The organism is Actinokineospora spheciospongiae (genome assembly GCF_003182415.1).
GTDB classification, from domain to species: domain Bacteria; phylum Actinomycetota; class Actinomycetes; order Mycobacteriales; family Pseudonocardiaceae; genus Actinokineospora; species Actinokineospora spheciospongiae.
On sequence record NZ_QHCP01000007.1, the window covers coordinates 75,449 to 91,867 of the forward strand.

16 protein-coding genes and 1 pseudogene are annotated in these 16,419 nt (G+C 71.9%); 9 read left to right on the plus strand and 8 right to left on the minus strand.

The window, feature by feature from the left end:
• Positions 1-620 precede the first annotated feature (620 nt).
• The 3 genes and pseudogenes from DFQ13_RS19805 to DFQ13_RS19815 all read right to left on the minus strand — a co-directional run bounded on the left by DFQ13_RS19805 (position 621) and on the right by DFQ13_RS19815 (position 2,865).
• A pseudogene (locus DFQ13_RS19805) lies at positions 621-1,401 on the minus strand (transposase family protein).
• Positions 1,402-1,541: 140 nt separating this feature from the next.
• Positions 1,542-2,105 carry a hypothetical protein gene (locus DFQ13_RS19810; protein ID WP_110080863.1) on the minus strand — a complete coding sequence of 188 codons (564 nt, stop codon included), beginning with the start codon at positions 2,103-2,105 and terminating at the stop codon, positions 1,542-1,544.
• A gap of 76 nt (positions 2,106-2,181) precedes the next feature.
• Positions 2,182-2,865, minus strand: coding sequence for a winged helix-turn-helix transcriptional regulator (locus DFQ13_RS19815; protein WP_110080864.1), 684 nt, complete (start codon positions 2,863-2,865; stop codon positions 2,182-2,184).
• Positions 2,866-3,074: 209 nt separating this feature from the next.
• Between DFQ13_RS19815 and DFQ13_RS35645 the strand changes: the two genes are divergently transcribed.
• Positions 3,075-3,203 (plus strand): hypothetical protein, encoded by a 129-nt coding sequence (locus tag DFQ13_RS35645; RefSeq protein ID WP_267880612.1) that lies wholly within the window; start codon positions 3,075-3,077, stop codon positions 3,201-3,203.
• Here DFQ13_RS35645 and DFQ13_RS19820 read toward each other — a convergent pair.
• Positions 3,194-4,606 (minus strand): sensor histidine kinase, encoded by a 1,413-nt coding sequence (locus DFQ13_RS19820; RefSeq protein ID WP_110080865.1) that lies wholly within the window; start codon positions 4,604-4,606, stop codon positions 3,194-3,196. The two genes, DFQ13_RS35645 and DFQ13_RS19820, sit on opposite strands and share 10 nt — an antisense overlap.
• On the minus strand, positions 4,596-5,312 hold the full coding sequence (locus DFQ13_RS19825; protein WP_035286626.1) for a response regulator transcription factor: 717 nt from the start codon (positions 5,310-5,312) through the stop codon (positions 4,596-4,598). Before DFQ13_RS19825 ends, DFQ13_RS19820 begins: the two co-directional genes overlap by 11 nt.
• 105 nt (positions 5,313-5,417) lie before the next feature.
• On the opposite strand from DFQ13_RS19825, the gene DFQ13_RS19830 reads away from it, so the two are divergent.
• On the plus strand, positions 5,418-5,813 hold the full coding sequence (locus tag DFQ13_RS19830; RefSeq protein WP_146241290.1) for a hypothetical protein: 396 nt from the start codon (positions 5,418-5,420) through the stop codon (positions 5,811-5,813).
• A gap of 356 nt (positions 5,814-6,169) precedes the next feature.
• On the opposite strand, the gene DFQ13_RS19835 is transcribed toward DFQ13_RS19830, so the two are convergent.
• A complete protein-coding gene (locus tag DFQ13_RS19835; protein ID WP_035286622.1) occupies positions 6,170-6,595 on the minus strand; it encodes a hypothetical protein in 426 nt (141 codons plus the stop codon).
• A 407-nt stretch (positions 6,596-7,002) separates the two neighbouring features.
• On the opposite strand from DFQ13_RS19835, the gene DFQ13_RS19840 reads away from it, so the two are divergent.
• Positions 7,003-8,634 (plus strand): BCCT family transporter, encoded by a 1,632-nt coding sequence (locus DFQ13_RS19840; protein WP_233427818.1) that lies wholly within the window; start codon positions 7,003-7,005, stop codon positions 8,632-8,634.
• 98 nt (positions 8,635-8,732) lie between these two features.
• Positions 8,733-10,280, plus strand: a complete 1,548-nt coding sequence (locus DFQ13_RS19845; protein ID WP_146241291.1) for a hypothetical protein — start codon at positions 8,733-8,735, stop codon at positions 10,278-10,280.
• Between the two features lie 226 nt (positions 10,281-10,506).
• Here DFQ13_RS19845 and DFQ13_RS33975 read toward each other — a convergent pair whose 3' ends face one another.
• Complete coding sequence (locus DFQ13_RS33975) at positions 10,507-10,677, minus strand: hypothetical protein (RefSeq protein WP_181400067.1); 171 nt, start codon at positions 10,675-10,677, stop codon at positions 10,507-10,509.
• Positions 10,678-11,286: 609 nt separating this feature from the next.
• On the opposite strand from DFQ13_RS33975, the gene DFQ13_RS19850 reads away from it, so the two are divergent.
• From DFQ13_RS19850 to DFQ13_RS19865, 5 genes are all read left to right on the plus strand, one after another.
• Positions 11,287-11,694, plus strand: a complete 408-nt coding sequence (locus tag DFQ13_RS19850; protein WP_110080869.1) for an STAS domain-containing protein — start codon at positions 11,287-11,289, stop codon at positions 11,692-11,694.
• 374 nt (positions 11,695-12,068) lie between these two features.
• Positions 12,069-12,710, plus strand: a complete 642-nt coding sequence (locus DFQ13_RS34470) for a hypothetical protein (RefSeq protein WP_219994526.1) — start codon at positions 12,069-12,071, stop codon at positions 12,708-12,710.
• Positions 12,682-13,605: an alpha/beta hydrolase gene (locus tag DFQ13_RS35810; protein WP_325050942.1), complete on the plus strand. Its 924-nt coding sequence runs from the start codon at positions 12,682-12,684 to the stop codon at positions 13,603-13,605. Before DFQ13_RS34470 ends, DFQ13_RS35810 begins: the two co-directional genes overlap by 29 nt.
• A 28-nt stretch (positions 13,606-13,633) precedes the next feature.
• On the plus strand, positions 13,634-14,359 hold the full coding sequence (locus tag DFQ13_RS19860; RefSeq protein WP_110080870.1) for a sensor histidine kinase: 726 nt from the start codon (positions 13,634-13,636) through the stop codon (positions 14,357-14,359).
• Between the two features lie 178 nt (positions 14,360-14,537).
• Positions 14,538-15,437, plus strand: coding sequence for an alpha/beta hydrolase family protein (locus tag DFQ13_RS19865; RefSeq protein WP_110080871.1), 900 nt, complete (start codon positions 14,538-14,540; stop codon positions 15,435-15,437).
• Between the two features lie 80 nt (positions 15,438-15,517).
• Here the strand turns inward: DFQ13_RS19865 and DFQ13_RS19870 are convergent, their stop codons facing one another.
• Positions 15,518-16,399, minus strand: a complete 882-nt coding sequence (locus DFQ13_RS19870; RefSeq protein ID WP_219994528.1) for an alpha/beta hydrolase family protein — start codon at positions 16,397-16,399, stop codon at positions 15,518-15,520.
• Between the last annotated feature and the right edge of the window lie 20 nt (positions 16,400-16,419).

A 16,419-nucleotide genomic window follows, 5' to 3' on the forward strand; every position in this document is an offset into this window, starting at 1 on the left:
CCGCGTTTCCGCAGGTCAAGCCATGATCGGGCCGCGCCTGGGGTCAAGGGGTCGCAGGTTCGAATCCTGTCAGCCCGACGGTCAGAGGAGTCTTCGCAGGTGAGAGCCTGTGAAGACTCCTCTTTTTTTGATCTTGGGATGGCTTCCACACCGAGCACAGCGCTCAGTGCCACCTTTACCTTGAGGGAGAGCACATGTCGTATGAGCCCGAACCCCCACTGCCCGTCTCCCGACATGGTCACACTATGTGATCGCCTGGGATCGGTTGCGTGGTCCGACTGGCGAACTTCTACCACTGACTGGCCGAGGGAGCCCCGCTGGATGAGCACGCGGGTGAGGCGCATCGGGAATGGGCCGAGGACTGGGAATCGCGGTTCACCGGCATCGACATCGAAGCAGCAGCGGAGGACCTGTGTGCGGTGACTAAGGAACACCTCCAGGAGTACAACTACTGGATGGATATCCACCCGGTCGGACTCGACCGCGGTGAACAAGTTCAAGGTCACCAAGCAGTTCTTCCGGTTCTTGGAGGACGACGAGATCGAGTTTTCCCTACTCACCAAGCTCACCTCAGGGATGTCTCGTAACTGATCTTGGAGTTCTTGCCGGGGATGCTGTGGTCAGCCGGTGAGGATGATGTTGTGCAGGTTGGCGATGCCGGACGCGGTGTTGCCGAGTGTGTCGGAGGCGCGGCGGTAGTCGCGCAGGATGGTGAACAGTTTCATGCGGGCGAGGGCATGTCCGATGCGGGCGCGGATCGTGCGGTGAGTGGCATTGAGGTCTTCTTGCCATGCTTTGAGTGGTTGCCCGTCGCGTCATTTGCGGTAGGGCATGATCGCGGACGGATTGCCTTGGTAGCCGCCGTCGGCCATGACCGGGCGTCTGGCGAGCTTATGCTCGATGCCGGAGTCGCGGTGGGCGGTGCAGTCGTTGCGGTTGCCCGGTTGCGGGTTCCTGGTGGCGATGACCAGGCGGGTGTCGGCGTCGATGGCCACCTGCAGGTTGGTGGAGTACCGGTGGTTCTTCGACGGTGCCACCAGTCGGTGGTCGCGGGTCGGGACGAGGGTGCCGTCGACGATCGCGATCTGATCAACCCGTCGGCGGCTGACCGGGGCCAGTGCCGGCAGCGGGCCGATGGTGTCGCTTCCCCCGATGCACTGCGGAGTGCGACACCCCGAACAGCGGGCCGATCTGGCGCATCCGCAGGTTCGTGCGCCAGTAGGTGGCTACGAGCAGCACCCGGTCCGACAGGCACAATGCCCACTGCCTGCCGGGGCGGCCGTCGGCGATGGCATCGCCACCCCACACCGCCACCACCCTCACGAGCTTGCGGAACTGAGCGGGCTGCAACCCGGTGAACGGGAGAATCCACTCCGGGTTCAACGCCGAGATCACCTGCACACGCACGTGATCATCCACCTGCCGTCACGGCCATCCGCCGGGTTGCGAGACAGCACTCAGTGCCGGAACCCAGTGCTGACCGCCTCGGTGAGCACGACGAGGATGAGGCCGTCGAGCGCGGTGCCGCTCGTGCCGGGTGATCACCACCGGGGGTGGTACCGGCGGCCGCTTCGCGATCCCGTGGCGGCTGGGCCCCGGTGACCCACCCGGATCGGGCTCGCCTGCGCGGTCGCGTGCAGCTCGGGCGCCGGTTCGCACTGGGCGAGCACGAGCAACCGCAGCGCGTCGCCCACGCCCACGATGGAACCGAGGCGGGCGGCTCGGCTCGACGTGGTGACGCCGATGGTCGCCCCGGTGGCGAGCAGGCTGGTCTTGGCGCCCAACGCCGCCGCGGCCACCCCGACGCCCAGCTCCATTGGTGCCGGGGCGGTGGCCTCCAGCTCCAGGCGCAGCAGTGGGCCCGATTCCGACAGCACCGACCAGCGGGCGGGCTTGTCCAGCAGCCGGACGGGGTCGGTGCTGCGCAGCAGCGAGAGCAGCTCAGGTCCGCCCCGCGCGGCGCGGAGCTGGTGGTCGGGAACGATGAAGACGAACAGCGGCCACACGGCGACCGCGGGCGGTGTGCTGCCCGCGCTGGGAGACAGCACGACGGCCTCCGTGGCGAACACTGCGGGGGTGTGTGCACCGGTCTTGGCCCTGAGCATGTCCACCAGGGTGGTCGTGCGACGTTGAGGCCCCCCGGTCGGCGGCATGTCGATCGGATGACGCGGCCGGGTCCGCTCAGCCGGTGCGAACCGGGGGCGCGTCCCGGGAGGCGTACCTGCTGACGCCCAGGCAGCCGATCACCGCGCGCACCGCCTCCCGGGTGCCGGTGAGCCGGATCGCCTGGTCGCGCACGGCCTCGCCCCAGGTCCTGTGCCCGAGCCACACACCGGCCAGGGCGCCGATGGCGCAGTCGATGCGCACCGCGGCGGGCAGCCCGGGGGCGACCTGGGTCGCGGCGGCTCCGTCACGCGAGAGCATCAGCCACCACCGCGGCGGCGCGGCGCTCTCGGCGAAGCGGATGTGCACGACCAGGGGCAGCGCGGGCAGCGCGGCGGTGTCCACCCCGCGGCACAGGTCGCGCGCGAGCAGCCCGGGGTCGAGGTCGGACACCCGGGGCGGGGGCAGGTGTCGGTTGGCCCAGCGGCCCAGCCGGTCGATCACCGGCACCAGGTCCCGACCGGCCTCGGTGAGCGCGAAGCGGCTGCCGCCGCGCGCCGCGGCCTTCACCACCAGCCCCGCTTTGGTCAGCTCGCCGAGACGCTTGGTCAGCAGGGCCGGGGTGATTCCCGGCAGGCCCGCCGCGAGGTCCGATCGGCTTGCCCGGCCCTCGGCCAGGTCCCGCAGGATGAGCAGGGTCCAGGAATCGTTGAGCACCTCCGCCGCGGCGGCCACGGGGCAGTGCTGTCGGTAACGGGTCACCGTTCTCCTCGCCGGTCGCGAAGTGCCATTCTGCGCCGCCCGCGGGCGGCGTGGCATGACCGCTGCCCGACGATCGCGTTGAGACCGGGTGTCGGTCCCGGTGGCGCGGCGGTACGACCGCATGACGTTGTTCACCAACGGGTTGCGGTGTCCAGTGGGTCTTGTACCGCCCGGTCACGCCGCCGTCCGACGCTCCTACCGCCGACGTCGTGTCCGCGGACGACGGCACCGAGGTCTACCTCGAACGCGGCGCGGCGGGCTACGCGGCCGACGAGGTCCTCACCGCCGGGCAGGACTCCGGAGGCGAGGTCCGGTTCGCCCCGCACCCTCAGGTCTGAGGCTCCGCCGCGCTTGCCGCGACCGCCCCGTCGCCCTCCCCGTGGTCGCGGGGGAGGCGCACGACGAACCGGGCCCCGCCGCCGGGGGCGGTCACGCACTCGACGGTGCCGCCGTTGGCGCGGACCGCCTCGGCGACCAGTGCCAGGCCCAGCCCGTTGCCCGACGTGGAACCGCGGGCCGCCCTGCCGGTGGCGAACCGCTCGAAGATCCGCTCCCGCTCGCCCTCGGGCACCCCGGGCCCCGCGTCGTCCACCGCCACGGCCACCGAGTCCGCCGAGGTGCGCAGTTCGACCCCGGTGACCCCGCCGCCGTGCTGCTCGGCGTTGTCGACGAGGTTGGTGAACGCGCGGATCAGCGCCAGCTTGTGCCCGCGCACCCGGCCGTCGCCGTCGGCGTCGAGGACGGGTGCCGCGCGTTCGCCGAGGACGTGGGTGAGCAGGTCGCGGGTGGACACCGGTGCCTCGTCGTCGTGGTGCAGCCCCGCCTCGGTGCGGGCGAGGGTGAGCAGGTCCTCGACCATGCCGCGCAGGTGGGCCAGTTCACCCTCCACCAGTCGCAGCGCGGTGCGGGGGCGCTCGGGCATCTCCTCGGCGTGCTTGCCGAGCAACCCGACGCTGGTGACCAGGGTGGTGAGCGGGGTGCGCAGTTCGTGGGTGACGTCCCCGACGAACCGCCGCTCCCGTTCGATGCGGCGTTGCAGCGAGTCGACCATGGTGTTGAACGAGGACAGGATCGGGCGCAGGTCGCGGTCGCCCTGCTCGGGGAGCCTGCTGTCGAGGTTGCCGCCCGCGATGCTCGCCGCGGTGCCCGCCAGCGAGCGCAGCGGCCTCAGCACCCGCCCGCTCGCCCACAGGCCCAGTAGCGCGCCGCCCAGGGTGGCCGCCAGTCCGCTGACGACCAGGACGGTGCGCAGCACCCGGAGCGTGTCCCGCAACTCCACGATCGGGGCGAACTCGTAGAGGGTGCCGCCGTCGAGCGGCATCGTGGTGACCAGGTAGGGCTGGTTCCGGATCGTCGTGGGCTGGGTCGGGGCACCGTCGCGCGGCGGCTCGGCGAGGTGCTCGGACGGTGCCCGTGCGGGCACCTCGGGGTCGCTGCTGGTCCACCCGCCGCGCCAGTCCAGCAGCAGGATCGTGTCCGCGGGCGGGTCCACGGCGGACAGCGCGGCGGCGGGGGTCATCCCGGGGACGGCGAGCCTGCTGGCGACGAAGTCGGCGTCGGCGTCGGCCAGCCGCTGGGCCGACCGCTCCCGCTGCCCCAGCAGGTACCCGCGGGAGATGGTGAACACCGACACGGTCAGCACCAGCGACACGATGGCCGCGCCCGCCGCGAAGGACAGCATCACCCGACCGCGCAGGCCGGGTGCCCGGCTGCCGCGCCCGACCCGCGCGTCAGGCGACATCGAGCCGGTAGCCCAGACCCCGGACGGTGATGACGACGGCGGGCGCGGACGGGTCCCGCTCGATCTTGGTGCGCAACCGCCGCACGTGGACGTCGACGATGCGCTCGTCGCCGAAGTAGCCCCGGTCCCAGACCCGGTCCAGCAGCGCGGTCCGGCTCAGCACCCGCCCGGGGTTCTCGGCCAGCTCGCACAGCAGCCGGAACTCGGTGAGGGTCAGGTGGATCTCCTCGTCGCCGCGCCGCACGGTGCCCGCCCCCGCCGAGAGCACCAGGGGCCGCTCACCGGATTGCAGCACCTGCTCCTGCGGTGCGGTGTCGGCGGGCGCGGCCACGGTGGCCCGGCGGCGCAGGGCCCGCAGCCGGGCGGTGATCTCCTTGATCTCGAACGGCTTGGTGACGTAGTCGTCCGCCCCCGCCTCCAGCGCGGCCACCACGTCGTGGGTGTCGACCTTGGCGCTGACCACGATGATCGGCACGTTGCTGTGCAACCGCACGGTGCGGATGCAGGTGAAGCCGTCCATCCCGCCGAGCATCAGGTCGACCATCATCAGGTCCGGTTCGCCGTGCCGCGCCAGCGCCTCCACCGCGGCCTCGCCGCTGGCGGCCTCGTCCACCGCGTAGCCCTCGTCCTCCAGGGCCAGCCGCAGCGAGGTCCTGACCCGGTCGTCGTCCTCGACGATCAACATTCGCGTGCCCACGCGGCCCATGCTGCCCCACGGGGAACCCGACCGTCCGTCCCGGGGTGAGGTCGTCACCCAACCGCAAAGAGCCCGTCGTCCCCGTCTCAACAGACAGGCGGCACGCTGGTGGCCATGGCTACCCCCAAGGCCCCGGTGTCGAGGCGCCCACCCGGGCGCCGCCGCCGGGCGGCGCCCGCGGTGGACGGCGCCACGGTCGTCGTCGGCTGCTGGCTCCTCGTCTTCACCACCGTGGCCGACTACGGGGTCCGCCGCGGGCTGGACGCCGCGGTGGGCGACGCCGTCGCGGGCGCCGCCCTGCTCGCGCTGGGGGCCGCCGGTGGCGCGGGGTGGGTGGCCAGGTCCACCTGCGACGCCGGGCGGGCGCTGGTGGGGCTGTGGCTGCTGCTCGCGCCGCTGCTGCTCGACTTCGGGTTCGGCACGGAGTCGACCCTCGCCACCTGCCTCGACGTCGCCCTCGGGACGATCGTGGCCGCGAGCGGCGTGGGCGGGCGACTGCGGAGCTGGTGAGCCGCGCGCGATCGGGCGGGCCGGTTCGCCCGGCAGTCGACCGCGACCAGCACGACGGCCGCACAGCCCAGGACCGCGGCACCGCGCGGCGCGGACATCGCCTCGGCGAGCACCGCTCCCGCCACGAGCGGGATGACGGCGAACAGGCTCCACGGGTCCGGTGCGCCGAACGGTGCTGTGCTGCCGGTGTGGCGGCTGTCGGTGTGGCGGCTGTCGGTGTGGCGGGGCACGAGTCCTCCTGTCGATCGCGGCGACCACAGGATCGCCCACCCGGCGGGTCGCCACCGCCGAAGTCGCACGACGGACAAGGGATCGCAAAGTCGTCGCGGGTCGGTCCCGGGTGCGTGGACCCGCCGTCACGCCGGTGGCGCCGCCTGCTGCCACCGCCGGGCCACCGCCGCCAAGTGCGGGTCGTGCGCGGTGTGCAGGCGCAGGACGTGGCCCGCCACCCGCTGCCGCATCCGGGCGAACGCGTTGTCGGCCGCCGCCACGACGTCCACCGGACCGCCCCGGGCCAACGCCGCCAAGCGGTGGCGCAGCGGTTCGGCGCGCAGGACCAGCATCCGGCCGTGGTGGGCGGCCAGCAGACCGAGCACCGGCTCGTCCGGGGAGAGCACGAGCCAGTGCCCGGCCGCACCCCGATCGCTCTCCACGACGTCGTCGAGAGCGCCGGGAGCGACCACCAGGACGGGGTGGTCCGCCCGGAACCCGAGCAGGATTCGGCGGACGAGGACCACTTTCGGCACCCCACCGGCCGGTGTCGAACCCACGGTGACGGTCACCCGGGGATGATCGCCCGCCGCGCCTGACGATGGCCGGACGGGTTCTTTGCGATCGGATGTCGATCCGCGGGTCTGCCGGTGCGCCCACACGCGGCGGCGGCGCCGCGGGACTCGGAGGTCGTCATGGGATCGCAAAGAGACAGTCGGGCGATCCTCATGTCGGAAGTGGAGAATCCGCGTGGTCACGGACCGCGGCGCGCTCCGCGCCCGGTGGCACGTGCGACCCGAGCGCTCCGCGGAGGCGTGGAGCAGGCTGCTCCACCGCCGCTGGGGATGGCCCGGGCCGATCCGCCCGGGCAGGCGGTCCGCGACTCCGGTGCGTCACCCGGACGCCCGATCGAGGCCCCACGGGAGGAGCCACAGTGCCGGACAGCACAGCAGGCCGGTCACCGCAACCGGGAGTCGAGGTGCCCGGGAAGGGCGTCCACGGCAGGGTGTTCTGGCCCGCCGCGGGCATCGTCCTCGCTTTCGTCGTGGTGACCGTCGCCTCGCCCGCGGCGGTCGAGTCCGCGGTGGGCGGTGTCTCCTCGTGGATCGTCGGCACCTTCGGCTGGTACTACACGCTCCTGGTCAGCGCGTTCGTGGTGTTCGCCGTGTGGCTGGGGGTCGGGCGCTTCGGCGGCATCCGGCTCGGTGACGACGGTGACGAGCCGGAGTTCAGCCGGTGGTCCTGGTTCGCCATGCTGTTCGCCGCGGGCATGGGCATCGGCCTGGTGTTCTGGGGTGTCGCCGAGCCGCTGAACCACTTCGCGGGCATCCCCAACCGGGCCTCGGGCATCGCCGCGGCCGACGAGGTGGGCGCGCAGGGCGCCCTGGTGCAGACCTTCCTGCACTGGGGGCTGCACCCGTGGGCGATCTACGTGGTCGTCGGCCTGGCCATCGCCTACGCGGTGCACCGCGGGAAGCGGCCGGTGTCGATCCGCTGGGCGCTCGAACCGCTGCTCGGCCGCCGGGTCAACGGCTGGATCGGCGACGCGGTCGACGTGGTCGCGGTCGTCGGGACGCTGTTCGGCGTGGCGACCTCGCTCGGGCTGGGCGTGGCGCAGATCGCGGCCGGGCTGGACTTCATCGGCGTCGTGCGCGACCCGGGGAACCTGACCAAGGTCGTGCTCATCGGGGCGATCACGCTGATCGCCATCACCTCGGTGGTGACCGGGGTGAAGCGGGGCATCAAGTGGCTGTCGAACGCCAACATGGGGCTCGCCGCGGCGCTGCTGGTCTTCGTCCTGGTCACCGGGCCGACCCTGTTCATCCTGCGCGAGTTCATCCAGTCCTCGGGGCTGTACGTGCAGAACTTCGTGCGCATGAGCTTCAACACCACGGCCTACCAAGGGGCCGAGGGCCAGGAGTGGCAGGGCTACTGGACGGCGTTCTACTGGGGTTGGTGGATGTCCTGGGCGCCGTTCGTCGGCGTTTTCATCGCCCGGATCTCCCGGGGCCGCACTGTGCGGGAGTTCGTCGCGGGTGTGCTGCTCGTCCCCACGCTGCTGAGCTTCTTCTGGTTCTCGGTGTTCGGCGGCGCGGGCCTGTTCAGGCAGCTCTTCGGCGGCGGCGACCTGGTGGGCGCGGACGCGACCGGGGCGTCCACCGTGGACACGAACGGCGCCCTGTTCGGCCTGCTGGGCTCCCTGCCCGGTGGTGCCGTCGTGGTCGGCTTCGCCATCGTCCTGGTGGTGCTGTTCTTCGTCACCTCGTCGGACTCCGGCTCCCTCGTGGTGGACATGCTCGCCTCGGGCGGCAACGTCGAGCCGCCCACCTGGAGCCGGGTCTTCTGGGGTGCCGCCGAGGGGGTCGTGGCCATCGCCCTGCTGTTCGCGGGTGGGTTGGGCGCCCTGCAGGGTGTGTCGATCGCCATCGCGCTGCCGTTCAGCGCCGTGATGATCGCGATGTGCGTGGCGATCCACCGGCAGTTCACCCGCGAGCACGCGTCCGCGCTCCGCGCCGAGCGCAGGCTCCAGCACACCGAACCGGCCCGGACGCCCGCCGCGGAGGGGAGCCCCGAGTCGACCGGCGACCAGGCGGTCGCACCCCGGCCGTGAGCGCGGAGTGCGGGCCGGGGCCGCGGACCGGCCTGCACTCCCCCGGTGCCGAGGAACCGGCACCGCGCGTCCGGGCCACCTGCGGAAGAGGAAGTGCTGTGCGATCAGCCGGGTTCAGGTTGTGCGTTGCCGTCGCGGCACCGATCGTGCTCCTCGCGGGCTGCACCACGCACCCCGGTGACGTCGGGGCGGGGACCGCGGCCACGGTGGTCGTGCCCGCGGCGCCGACCACCGTGCTCGACGTCGCCGCGGGTCCGGGTGCGGCGATCGCGGTCAGCGCCGCGCTCTTCCGCCGTTCCCCGGTCGTCGTCGTGTCCACCGAGGGCGACGCCGCGGGGGCGATGACCGCGAGCGCGGTCGCTGAACGGCTCGGCGTGCCGATGCTGGTCTTCCCGCGCGCCGCCGCGAATCCACCCGACGCCCCCCTCGGGCGTGAACTGGCCAGGCTCGCACCGGACACCGTGCTCGCCGTCGGGACCGACGGGCTGCGCGCGGCACTCGAACGCGTCGGGCCCGCCCCGGTCCTGACCGTGGCCCCGGGCGCAGGCGGGGCGGAACAGCCCACCGACCTGCCCGACGACCTCCCGGTGACGAAGCGCCCGCAACCGGTCGACCTCACCGTGCTCGTCGACACCACCCACACCGACACCACCCGCACCGACACCGCCGCGGCCACCACCGCCCGCGCGGCGGGAGCCCGCGTCGTCACCGTGCGGGGCACCGATCCGCGCGCCGACCCGGACACCATCGCGGCCCTGCGAGCCCACCCGCCGACAACCGTGCTGGCCCTCGGCGGCGGTTTCGGGCCCGCGTCGAAGCTGCGCGCCCGGCTCGACACCGCCACCCGCGCCGACCAACTCCCCGGTGGCGGCCAGGTGCTGCTCCCCGGCCGCCGACTCGTCTGCCTCTACGGCCACCCCGGCTCCCCCGCGCTGGGCGCGCTCGGCGAACAGGGCGTCGAACGCGCCATCGACCGGGTCAAGGAGCTGGCCGCAGACTACGCACCGCTCAGCGACGTGCCCGTGGTGCCCGCGTTCGAGATCATCGCCACCGTGGCCCACGGCTCCCCCGGAGCCGACGGCGACTACTCGGGGGAATCAGGTGTCGAGAAGCTGCGCCCCTGGGTCGAGCGGGCGGGCGAAGCGGGGCTCTACGTCCTGCTCGACCTGCAACCCGGGCGCGCGGACCTGGTGGCGCAGGCCCGGCGCTACGAACCGCTGCTTCGCCTGCCGCACGTCGGCCTCGCGGTGGACCCGGAGTGGAAGCTCGGCCCGAACCAGCTCCCGCTGGAGCAGATCGGCGGCGTGGACGCCGAGGAGGTCAACCGGACCACCACGTGGCTCGCCGACCTCACAGCCGCGCACCACCTGCCCCAGAAGCTGTTCGTGCTGCACCAGTTCCGCCTGTCGATGATCCGCGACGAGGCCGACCTGGACACCGCGCACGACGAACTGGCCATGCTGATCCACATGGACGGCCAGGGCAGCACCGGGCAGAAGAGCGCCACCTGGCGCTCGGTCGTGCGAGCCCGCCCCGAGGGAGTGGCCATGGGCTGGAAGAACTTCTACGACGAGGACCAGCCGATGCTCTCCCCCGAGCAGACGATGGCGTACGAACCCACCCCTCTCATGATCTCCTACCAGTGAGCGCCCGTCCTCGGATCGACCGCGGTTCGACACGCGATCGCAAAACCGCTGACCCGCCGATCGTCGGCCAACGCGGCGACCACGGTCGCCGTCAACGGATCGGAGCACCGCCCGCCACACCGGGCCGCACCACCCCGCCCACACCCCACCCCGGGTCCCCGGGCGCGTCGAGCCGGTGTCGAACGCCGACACCGCCCGGTCCACCCGCGCCCGCAATCCTGCTCCTCTACGCCATGTCGCCCGCATCGGGCACGGGCAGGTTGGGCTCGGAAAAGGACTGCCAACTTCCGCTCGGCAGCCTCATCCTCAACTCCGTCTCGTTGCCGTCGAAGACCTCGAACAAAATCGGAACTGTCGAGGAATCCGACCGCACGGCCAGCAGGTGAACGGTCTCCATGGTCCTACTTTCGATATCTCGGGTCGGGAAGTCAGTCTTCTGCCATCTCGAGCCAACGATCGCGGATGCGACACGAGTCACAACGACTCGGCATCCGCGACCGGTGGCACCGATCGCGAGACCGTTGCTCCGGATTGCAAGTCAACCCGCGCACCGCCACCGCCCTGCACACCGCCCTCGAACACCAAGGCGACATGCCTACGGCGACCTCGCCGCCGACCTCACAGCCGGGGACTGGCCCCACCCGCATTACCCCGCCGAGGCGATGGCCCTGCACTTGACCTTCGCTGGGTGCAAGACGCCCTCACCGGTCGCCGAGTTCGACCGCACGCCCGGGTCTGCTGACACGCGGCTTCGCGAACCGTTGCCACGAAGGCAGTGTGCTGGGACCGTGGATTCAATGACACCAGCGCAATGCACCCTGCAATCCCAGATCGCCGCGCACACCTCACGGCAGAACACCGAAGACCGCGCAGCCCGCACCGCACCAGCCAACAAGCCGCACTGGACCGCTTCGACAAGCAGGTCGACCCCGGCCACCATCGAACGCGCACGACGCGCCCTCTGGTCACCCAGCGCGTAGGCTTTCCGGGTGTTTGACTTGGTGCCATGGATGAGGCGCGGGAGTCGGGCGAGAACACCTTCGAGGTGGTGGCCGATGGCAGAGCGGTGGTGGTGACCACCACCTGCGATGTGGACATGAGCACTGCCGACGGGGTCCGGACGCAGTGGGAGCGCGCAGCGGTGGCGGCGGTGCGCGCCGGGGCGGCATTGCTCGTTGTGGACCTGCGGGCCGTGGCGTTCTTGTCCTCGGTCGGCATCTCAGCGCTGATGCTGCTCAGTGCCAGTTGCAGCCTGCGCGGCGTCGAACTGCTGCTCTGCCTGGACGAGGGCCAGGCCGTGCGCCGCGCTTTGGACCTGACCGGCGTGCTCGGCACCTCGCTGCCCGCGGTGAGCAGCATCGAGGAAGCCCTGCGGCATCCCGCACCCAGCCCACTCGGGGACCAGCAACTCTGACGACGCCTGGGGCGACTTGGAGGCAGGCTCGGAGAGGGACTTCGAGCGCTTGTGGGTCGAACTGCCGCCGCCGGTGCCCATCCGCACGAGTCCGGCTCCCGCCACGAACAGCGGAACGTCTCGCGTTCGCAGGAGGCGGTGGGGCTCTCGGCGGCGGCGTTGTTCGCGGGTCTGCTCACCGCGCCCTTGGGCCGGGTCGTCACCAACGGCGCGCCGGACAGCCTGGCACCCGCATGCAGGTCGGCGTCTTCCTCGCCGTGCAGGGCCGCTGGTGCGGGGCGGACGACCGGGGCGGGCCGGTCTGCCCTGGGGCAGGGGCAGGATCGGTCCGGCGGCGGAGGCGCCACCGCACGGTGATGCGGGAAGCTCCGAGCATGTTGACCACTTCCAAGCACAGGCCGGGTTCGCTGGTCGCGTTCGGCGCGGCCGTCGGCATTCTGGCCTGCGCCGTGCAGGCGGGCACGGCATCGGTTGCCGCTGAAGGGCTGGCTCGGTTCGACCGCCAGGTCATCGACTGGCACGGTTGTCAGAACGGGTCGGACGACCGGGTCGGTGCGCTGGTGGACGCCGCGGGTGGGCGTTGCGGTGACGTCGCGGTCCCGTTGGACTACAGCCGGCCGGGTGGGCGGACGATCAGGGTGGCGGTGTCCCGCATCCCGGCCACCGACCCGGTTCACCGGCGCGGCGCGCTGTTCACCAACGGCGGCGGACCGGGCGGCTCGGGCATCGGGCAGCCGGTGGCCTTCGCCGACAACACCGGCATCCGAGCGCGCTACGACGTGATAGGCATCGACCCGCGGTTCACGTGGCGCAGCACGCCATTGCGCTGCGACTGGCGATCCGACACGTTCATCCGCGGCGCGGGCCCGGACCGGCGCTCGTTCGAGCGGAGCATCGAGCTCGCCAGGGTGCAGGCGGCCGGTTGCGACCGGGGCGACCAGCGGAACCTGTTCCCCCACGCCACCACTCGCAACACCGCCCCGGGACATGGACCTGGTCAGGGCCGTCCTCGGTGAGCCGAGGATCTCCTACGAGAGCGGGTCCTACGGCGCCTACCTCGGCGCGGTCTACCTCCAGATGTTCCCGGACCGGGTCGACCGGTTCGTCCTGGACAGCTCGCCCGACCCGACCGTGTTCGGGCCGAACCCGTTCATCCACAACGGACCCGCCGCCACCGCGGCGCTCGAGCACTTCGCCGCCTGGGCCGCCGACCACGACGCGACGTACGGGCTCGGTGCCACCGCCGACGAGGTCCTGACCACCGTCGACCGCATCGCCCGGGTCTCCGGGCGGCGCCCGCTGCGGGTCGGCGGTTTCCGGGTGGATGCCCACACCGTTCCGTACATCATGCTGATCCAGGTCGCCGAGGACGGCGACGAGTTCCACGCCCCCGCCGCCGGCGTGGTGCGGACGCTGCGCGACGCGGCCGACGGTGCCGCGGTCACGCCCTCGCCCGCGTTCGCCGAACTCCTCACCGGGCTGTTCACGGGCTCCGGGCCCGCGGCCGACCGCGTCGGCCTGCCGATCCTGTGCGGGGACCGCGAGGTGTCGCGCGAGCCGGGAACGTACTTGCGGGACATCCGGGCTCACCGGGCGGACGACCCGCTGTTCGGGCCGCTCGCCCACAACATCACGCCCTGCGCGTTCTGGCCGACCCGCCCCGCCGAGCCGACCACGACGATCCACAGCGACGTCCCGGTGCTCATGGTGGGCAACGCGGGCGACCCGATCACGCCGCACTCCGGCCAGTTGGTGATGCACCGGGCGTTGACCGGGTCCCGCATGGTCACCCAACCGGGCGCGTTCCGACACCAGGCGTACCAGAACCGCAGCGCGTGCGTGGACGACGCGGTGCACCGGTACCTGCTCGACGGTGTGCGGCCGGCGACCGACACCACCTGCCCCGCGTAGTCCCGGCTGCCCCGTTCGGGCCAGGGAGATGCACGACACCATCGCCCACTCGCTCGCGGTGGTGATCGCGCAGGCGGACGGGGGGCGGTACGCGGCCGTGGCGTCGCCCGAAGCCGGGCGGGCCGCGCTGGCCACGATCGGGGACTGCGCCCGGCAGGCGCTGGGCGACATCCGGCGGGTGCTCGGGGTGCTGCGGGACGGGCCGGGGGTCCCCGCTGATCTGGCGCCGCCGCAACCCGGCCTGGCGGACGTGCCCGCGCTCGTCGAGCGGGTGCGGGCGGGCGGGCTCGAGGTCCGGCTCGCCGTGCGACCACCGCCGGGCCCGGTCGAGCCGGGGCTCTCGCTGGTCGCGTACCGGATCGTCCAGGAGGGACTGACGAACGTGGTCGAGCACGCGGGCCCCGCTGCCCGCGCCGAGGTCTCGGTGCGCTGGTCCGGCGACCGGTTGCGGATCGACGTCGTGGACGACGGTGGGGCGGGCAGGCACCAGCCGGGCCGGGCGGGTACGGGGTGGTCGGGATGCGCGAGCGCGGGCGCCACGGCGTTCGCCATTCGTCCCGCAATGCTCGCCGGTCGCGTACGCGCTGGGCGCAACGGGCCGGAATTCACTCTTTCGTTGCAGCCATGTCCCGGATTGACATGGATGTGGATCATTGTTCGCCTACCGTGCGTCCATCCTGATCGGACACCAGGCTCGTGGCTCGGTCGGGGATCATGGCCTGACGTGCGATTGGTACGTATAATTACGCACTAATTTGAACTACGTCCGCGAAAACAAACAGGCCCGCGGGATTCTTGATCCACAATTGGCCTTCACCGGTCGTTCTCGGGAAGTTGTCTTCGATTGTGGGCCGACCCACTTGTTTTTCCACTGCCCGGCGACCAAGACTCTCACCGTCCCGGTTGGACTCCCACGAGGTGGAGGAAATCCCATGACCACGAGCAGAATCCGCATTCTCCTGATCGCCGCGATCTTGTCCGTCACCTCGGTGGCGGGCGTCGTCTCGACCGCTTCCGCGACCGAGGGGCTTCCGACGACGGCAGCGGCGGCGAACCCGTACGAGCGGGGACCGGCGCCCACCGCGGACAGCGTGGGCGGAAACGGGCCGTTCTCGGTCTCCTACAGCGATGTCTCCGCCGAGGACGGCCCGGGATTCGGTGGCGGGCGGATCTTCTACCCCAGGGACACCAGCCAGGGCACGTTCGGCGTCGTGGCGGTCAGCCCCGGCGGCGGCTCGGTCCAGGCGTCGATCGGGTGGCTCGCAAGGGGTCTGGCCACGCACGGGTTCGTGACCATCGCCATGTCCAACATCGCCAACGACGACAACGCCCCGGAACGGGGCAGGCAACTCCAAGCCGCGCTGGACCACCTCACCCGCCAGGCACCCGCCGAGGTCCGGCGCCGCATCGACACCAACCGGCTCGCCGTGGCGGGTCACTCGCTCGGCGGTGGTGGCGCGCTCTTCGCCGCCCGCTCCAACCCCTCGCTCAAGGCGGCGTTCGCCATGGCCCCTTGGTCGGTGGTGAGCAACTGGTCCGGCGTCGGGGTCCCGACCGCGCTCGTGGGCGGCGGCAAGGACAAGACCGCCCCCGTCGACAACTTCTCCATCCCCATGTACGAGGGCCTGCCGGATTCGACCCGCAAGGCCTTCGCCGAACTCACCGAGGCCGACCACCTCACCTTCACCAGGTCGACGCCCCTCGTCAGCACCCTGGCCGTGTCCTGGGTGAAGAGGTTCGTCGACGGCGACACCCGCTACACCCGCTTCCTCTGCCCCGGCCCCAAGGGCGACAAGGTGACCCAGTACCGCAGCAACTGCCCCTTCGGCTGATCCAGGCCCGTGGAGATCGTGTCGGCCGGTGGAAAGCGCCGCACGGACCCCGGTGGGGTCCGTGCGGCGCGGGTGTTCGCTCAGACGGGGCAGGTCAGTTGGAAACCGGACTTGACGGGGCAGAGGAACTGCGAGTAGCGGGTGTCCTCGTCGACGTAGCGCTTGAGCCAGGAGACGGTGTACGCGGTGACGGTGGCGTCGTAGCGGTTGGTGGTGAAGTGGTCGGCGTTCTTGAGCTTGAGGTAGCCCTGGTCCTGCTTGGCCTTGAGCGAGTTGTACATGGGGGTGGCGTGCATGACGGCGGGGGCGATGAAGTCCCGGCCCGCACCGACGATCAGCGTGGGCACGGTGACGTCGGAGAAGTCCGAGTACAGGTTCCAGGGCGCCAGCGGCACGGCCGCTTTCAGGGCCGGGTTCTTGGAGGCGGCGATGAGGGTTCCGCCGCCACCCATCGAGTGGCCCGCGACGGCGAGGCGGGCGGGGTCGACGCGGTCCTTGACCGGGGATTGGTTGGCGAGCCAGTCCACGGCGGCGAGCAACTGGTCGCTGCGCGGCTCGGGGTAGTCGGTGGTGGCGTTGGGCGCGAGGGTCAGCACGACGAACCCGTGCGAGGCCAGCGTCGGGCCGAGCCAGGAGATGGCCGACTCGCCCTCGAGGAAGCCGGGGATGACCGCGACCGCGCCGAAGGTGCCCTGCGAGGTGTCGTCCGGGTAGTAGATCGTGCCCTTGTTGAACCCGCGGCCCGCCTGCGCCGGGACGACCAGCTTGCCCGTCGCGAACGGACCCCGCTGCGCGCCCACGGACTGCTCGGTGGGGGCGGGCCCCTTGGCGTGCCCGGCGAAGGCGACCACGGCGGCGCCGGGGCCCTCGCCCGCGAAGGCCTGGGGGCCTGCCAGGGCCGCGGTCGCGACCGCGACCGCGGCGGCGGCGATGCCCGCCTTGGCGAAGATGCGTCGTTGCATGGGAACTCCTCGATTTCTGC

What these genes read in the sequence shown, in the direction of transcription:
- DFQ13_RS19810 (WP_110080863.1), bottom strand. Translation starts at nt 2,105, where the DNA reads ATGCTCAGGGCCAAGACCGGTGCACACACCCCCGCAGTGTTCGCCACG.
- DFQ13_RS19820 (WP_110080865.1), bottom strand. Translation starts at nt 4,606, where the DNA reads ATGTCGCCTGACGCGCGGGTCGGGCGCGGCAGCCGGGCACCCGGCCTG.
- DFQ13_RS19825 (WP_035286626.1), bottom strand. Translation starts at nt 5,312, where the DNA reads ATGGGCCGCGTGGGCACGCGAATGTTGATCGTCGAGGACGACGACCGG.
- DFQ13_RS19830 (WP_146241290.1), top strand. Translation starts at nt 5,418, where the DNA reads ATGGCTACCCCCAAGGCCCCGGTGTCGAGGCGCCCACCCGGGCGCCGC.
- DFQ13_RS33975 (WP_181400067.1), bottom strand. Translation starts at nt 10,677, where the DNA reads ATGGAGACCGTTCACCTGCTGGCCGTGCGGTCGGATTCCTCGACAGTT.
- DFQ13_RS19850 (WP_110080869.1), top strand. Translation starts at nt 11,287, where the DNA reads ATGGATGAGGCGCGGGAGTCGGGCGAGAACACCTTCGAGGTGGTGGCC.
- DFQ13_RS34470 (WP_219994526.1), top strand. Translation starts at nt 12,069, where the DNA reads ATGTTGACCACTTCCAAGCACAGGCCGGGTTCGCTGGTCGCGTTCGGC.
- DFQ13_RS35810 (WP_325050942.1), top strand. Translation starts at nt 12,682, where the DNA reads ATGGACCTGGTCAGGGCCGTCCTCGGTGAGCCGAGGATCTCCTACGAG.
- DFQ13_RS19860 (WP_110080870.1), top strand. Translation starts at nt 13,634, where the DNA reads ATGCACGACACCATCGCCCACTCGCTCGCGGTGGTGATCGCGCAGGCG.
- DFQ13_RS19865 (WP_110080871.1), top strand. Translation starts at nt 14,538, where the DNA reads ATGACCACGAGCAGAATCCGCATTCTCCTGATCGCCGCGATCTTGTCC.
- DFQ13_RS19870 (WP_219994528.1), bottom strand. Translation starts at nt 16,399, where the DNA reads ATGCAACGACGCATCTTCGCCAAGGCGGGCATCGCCGCCGCCGCGGTC.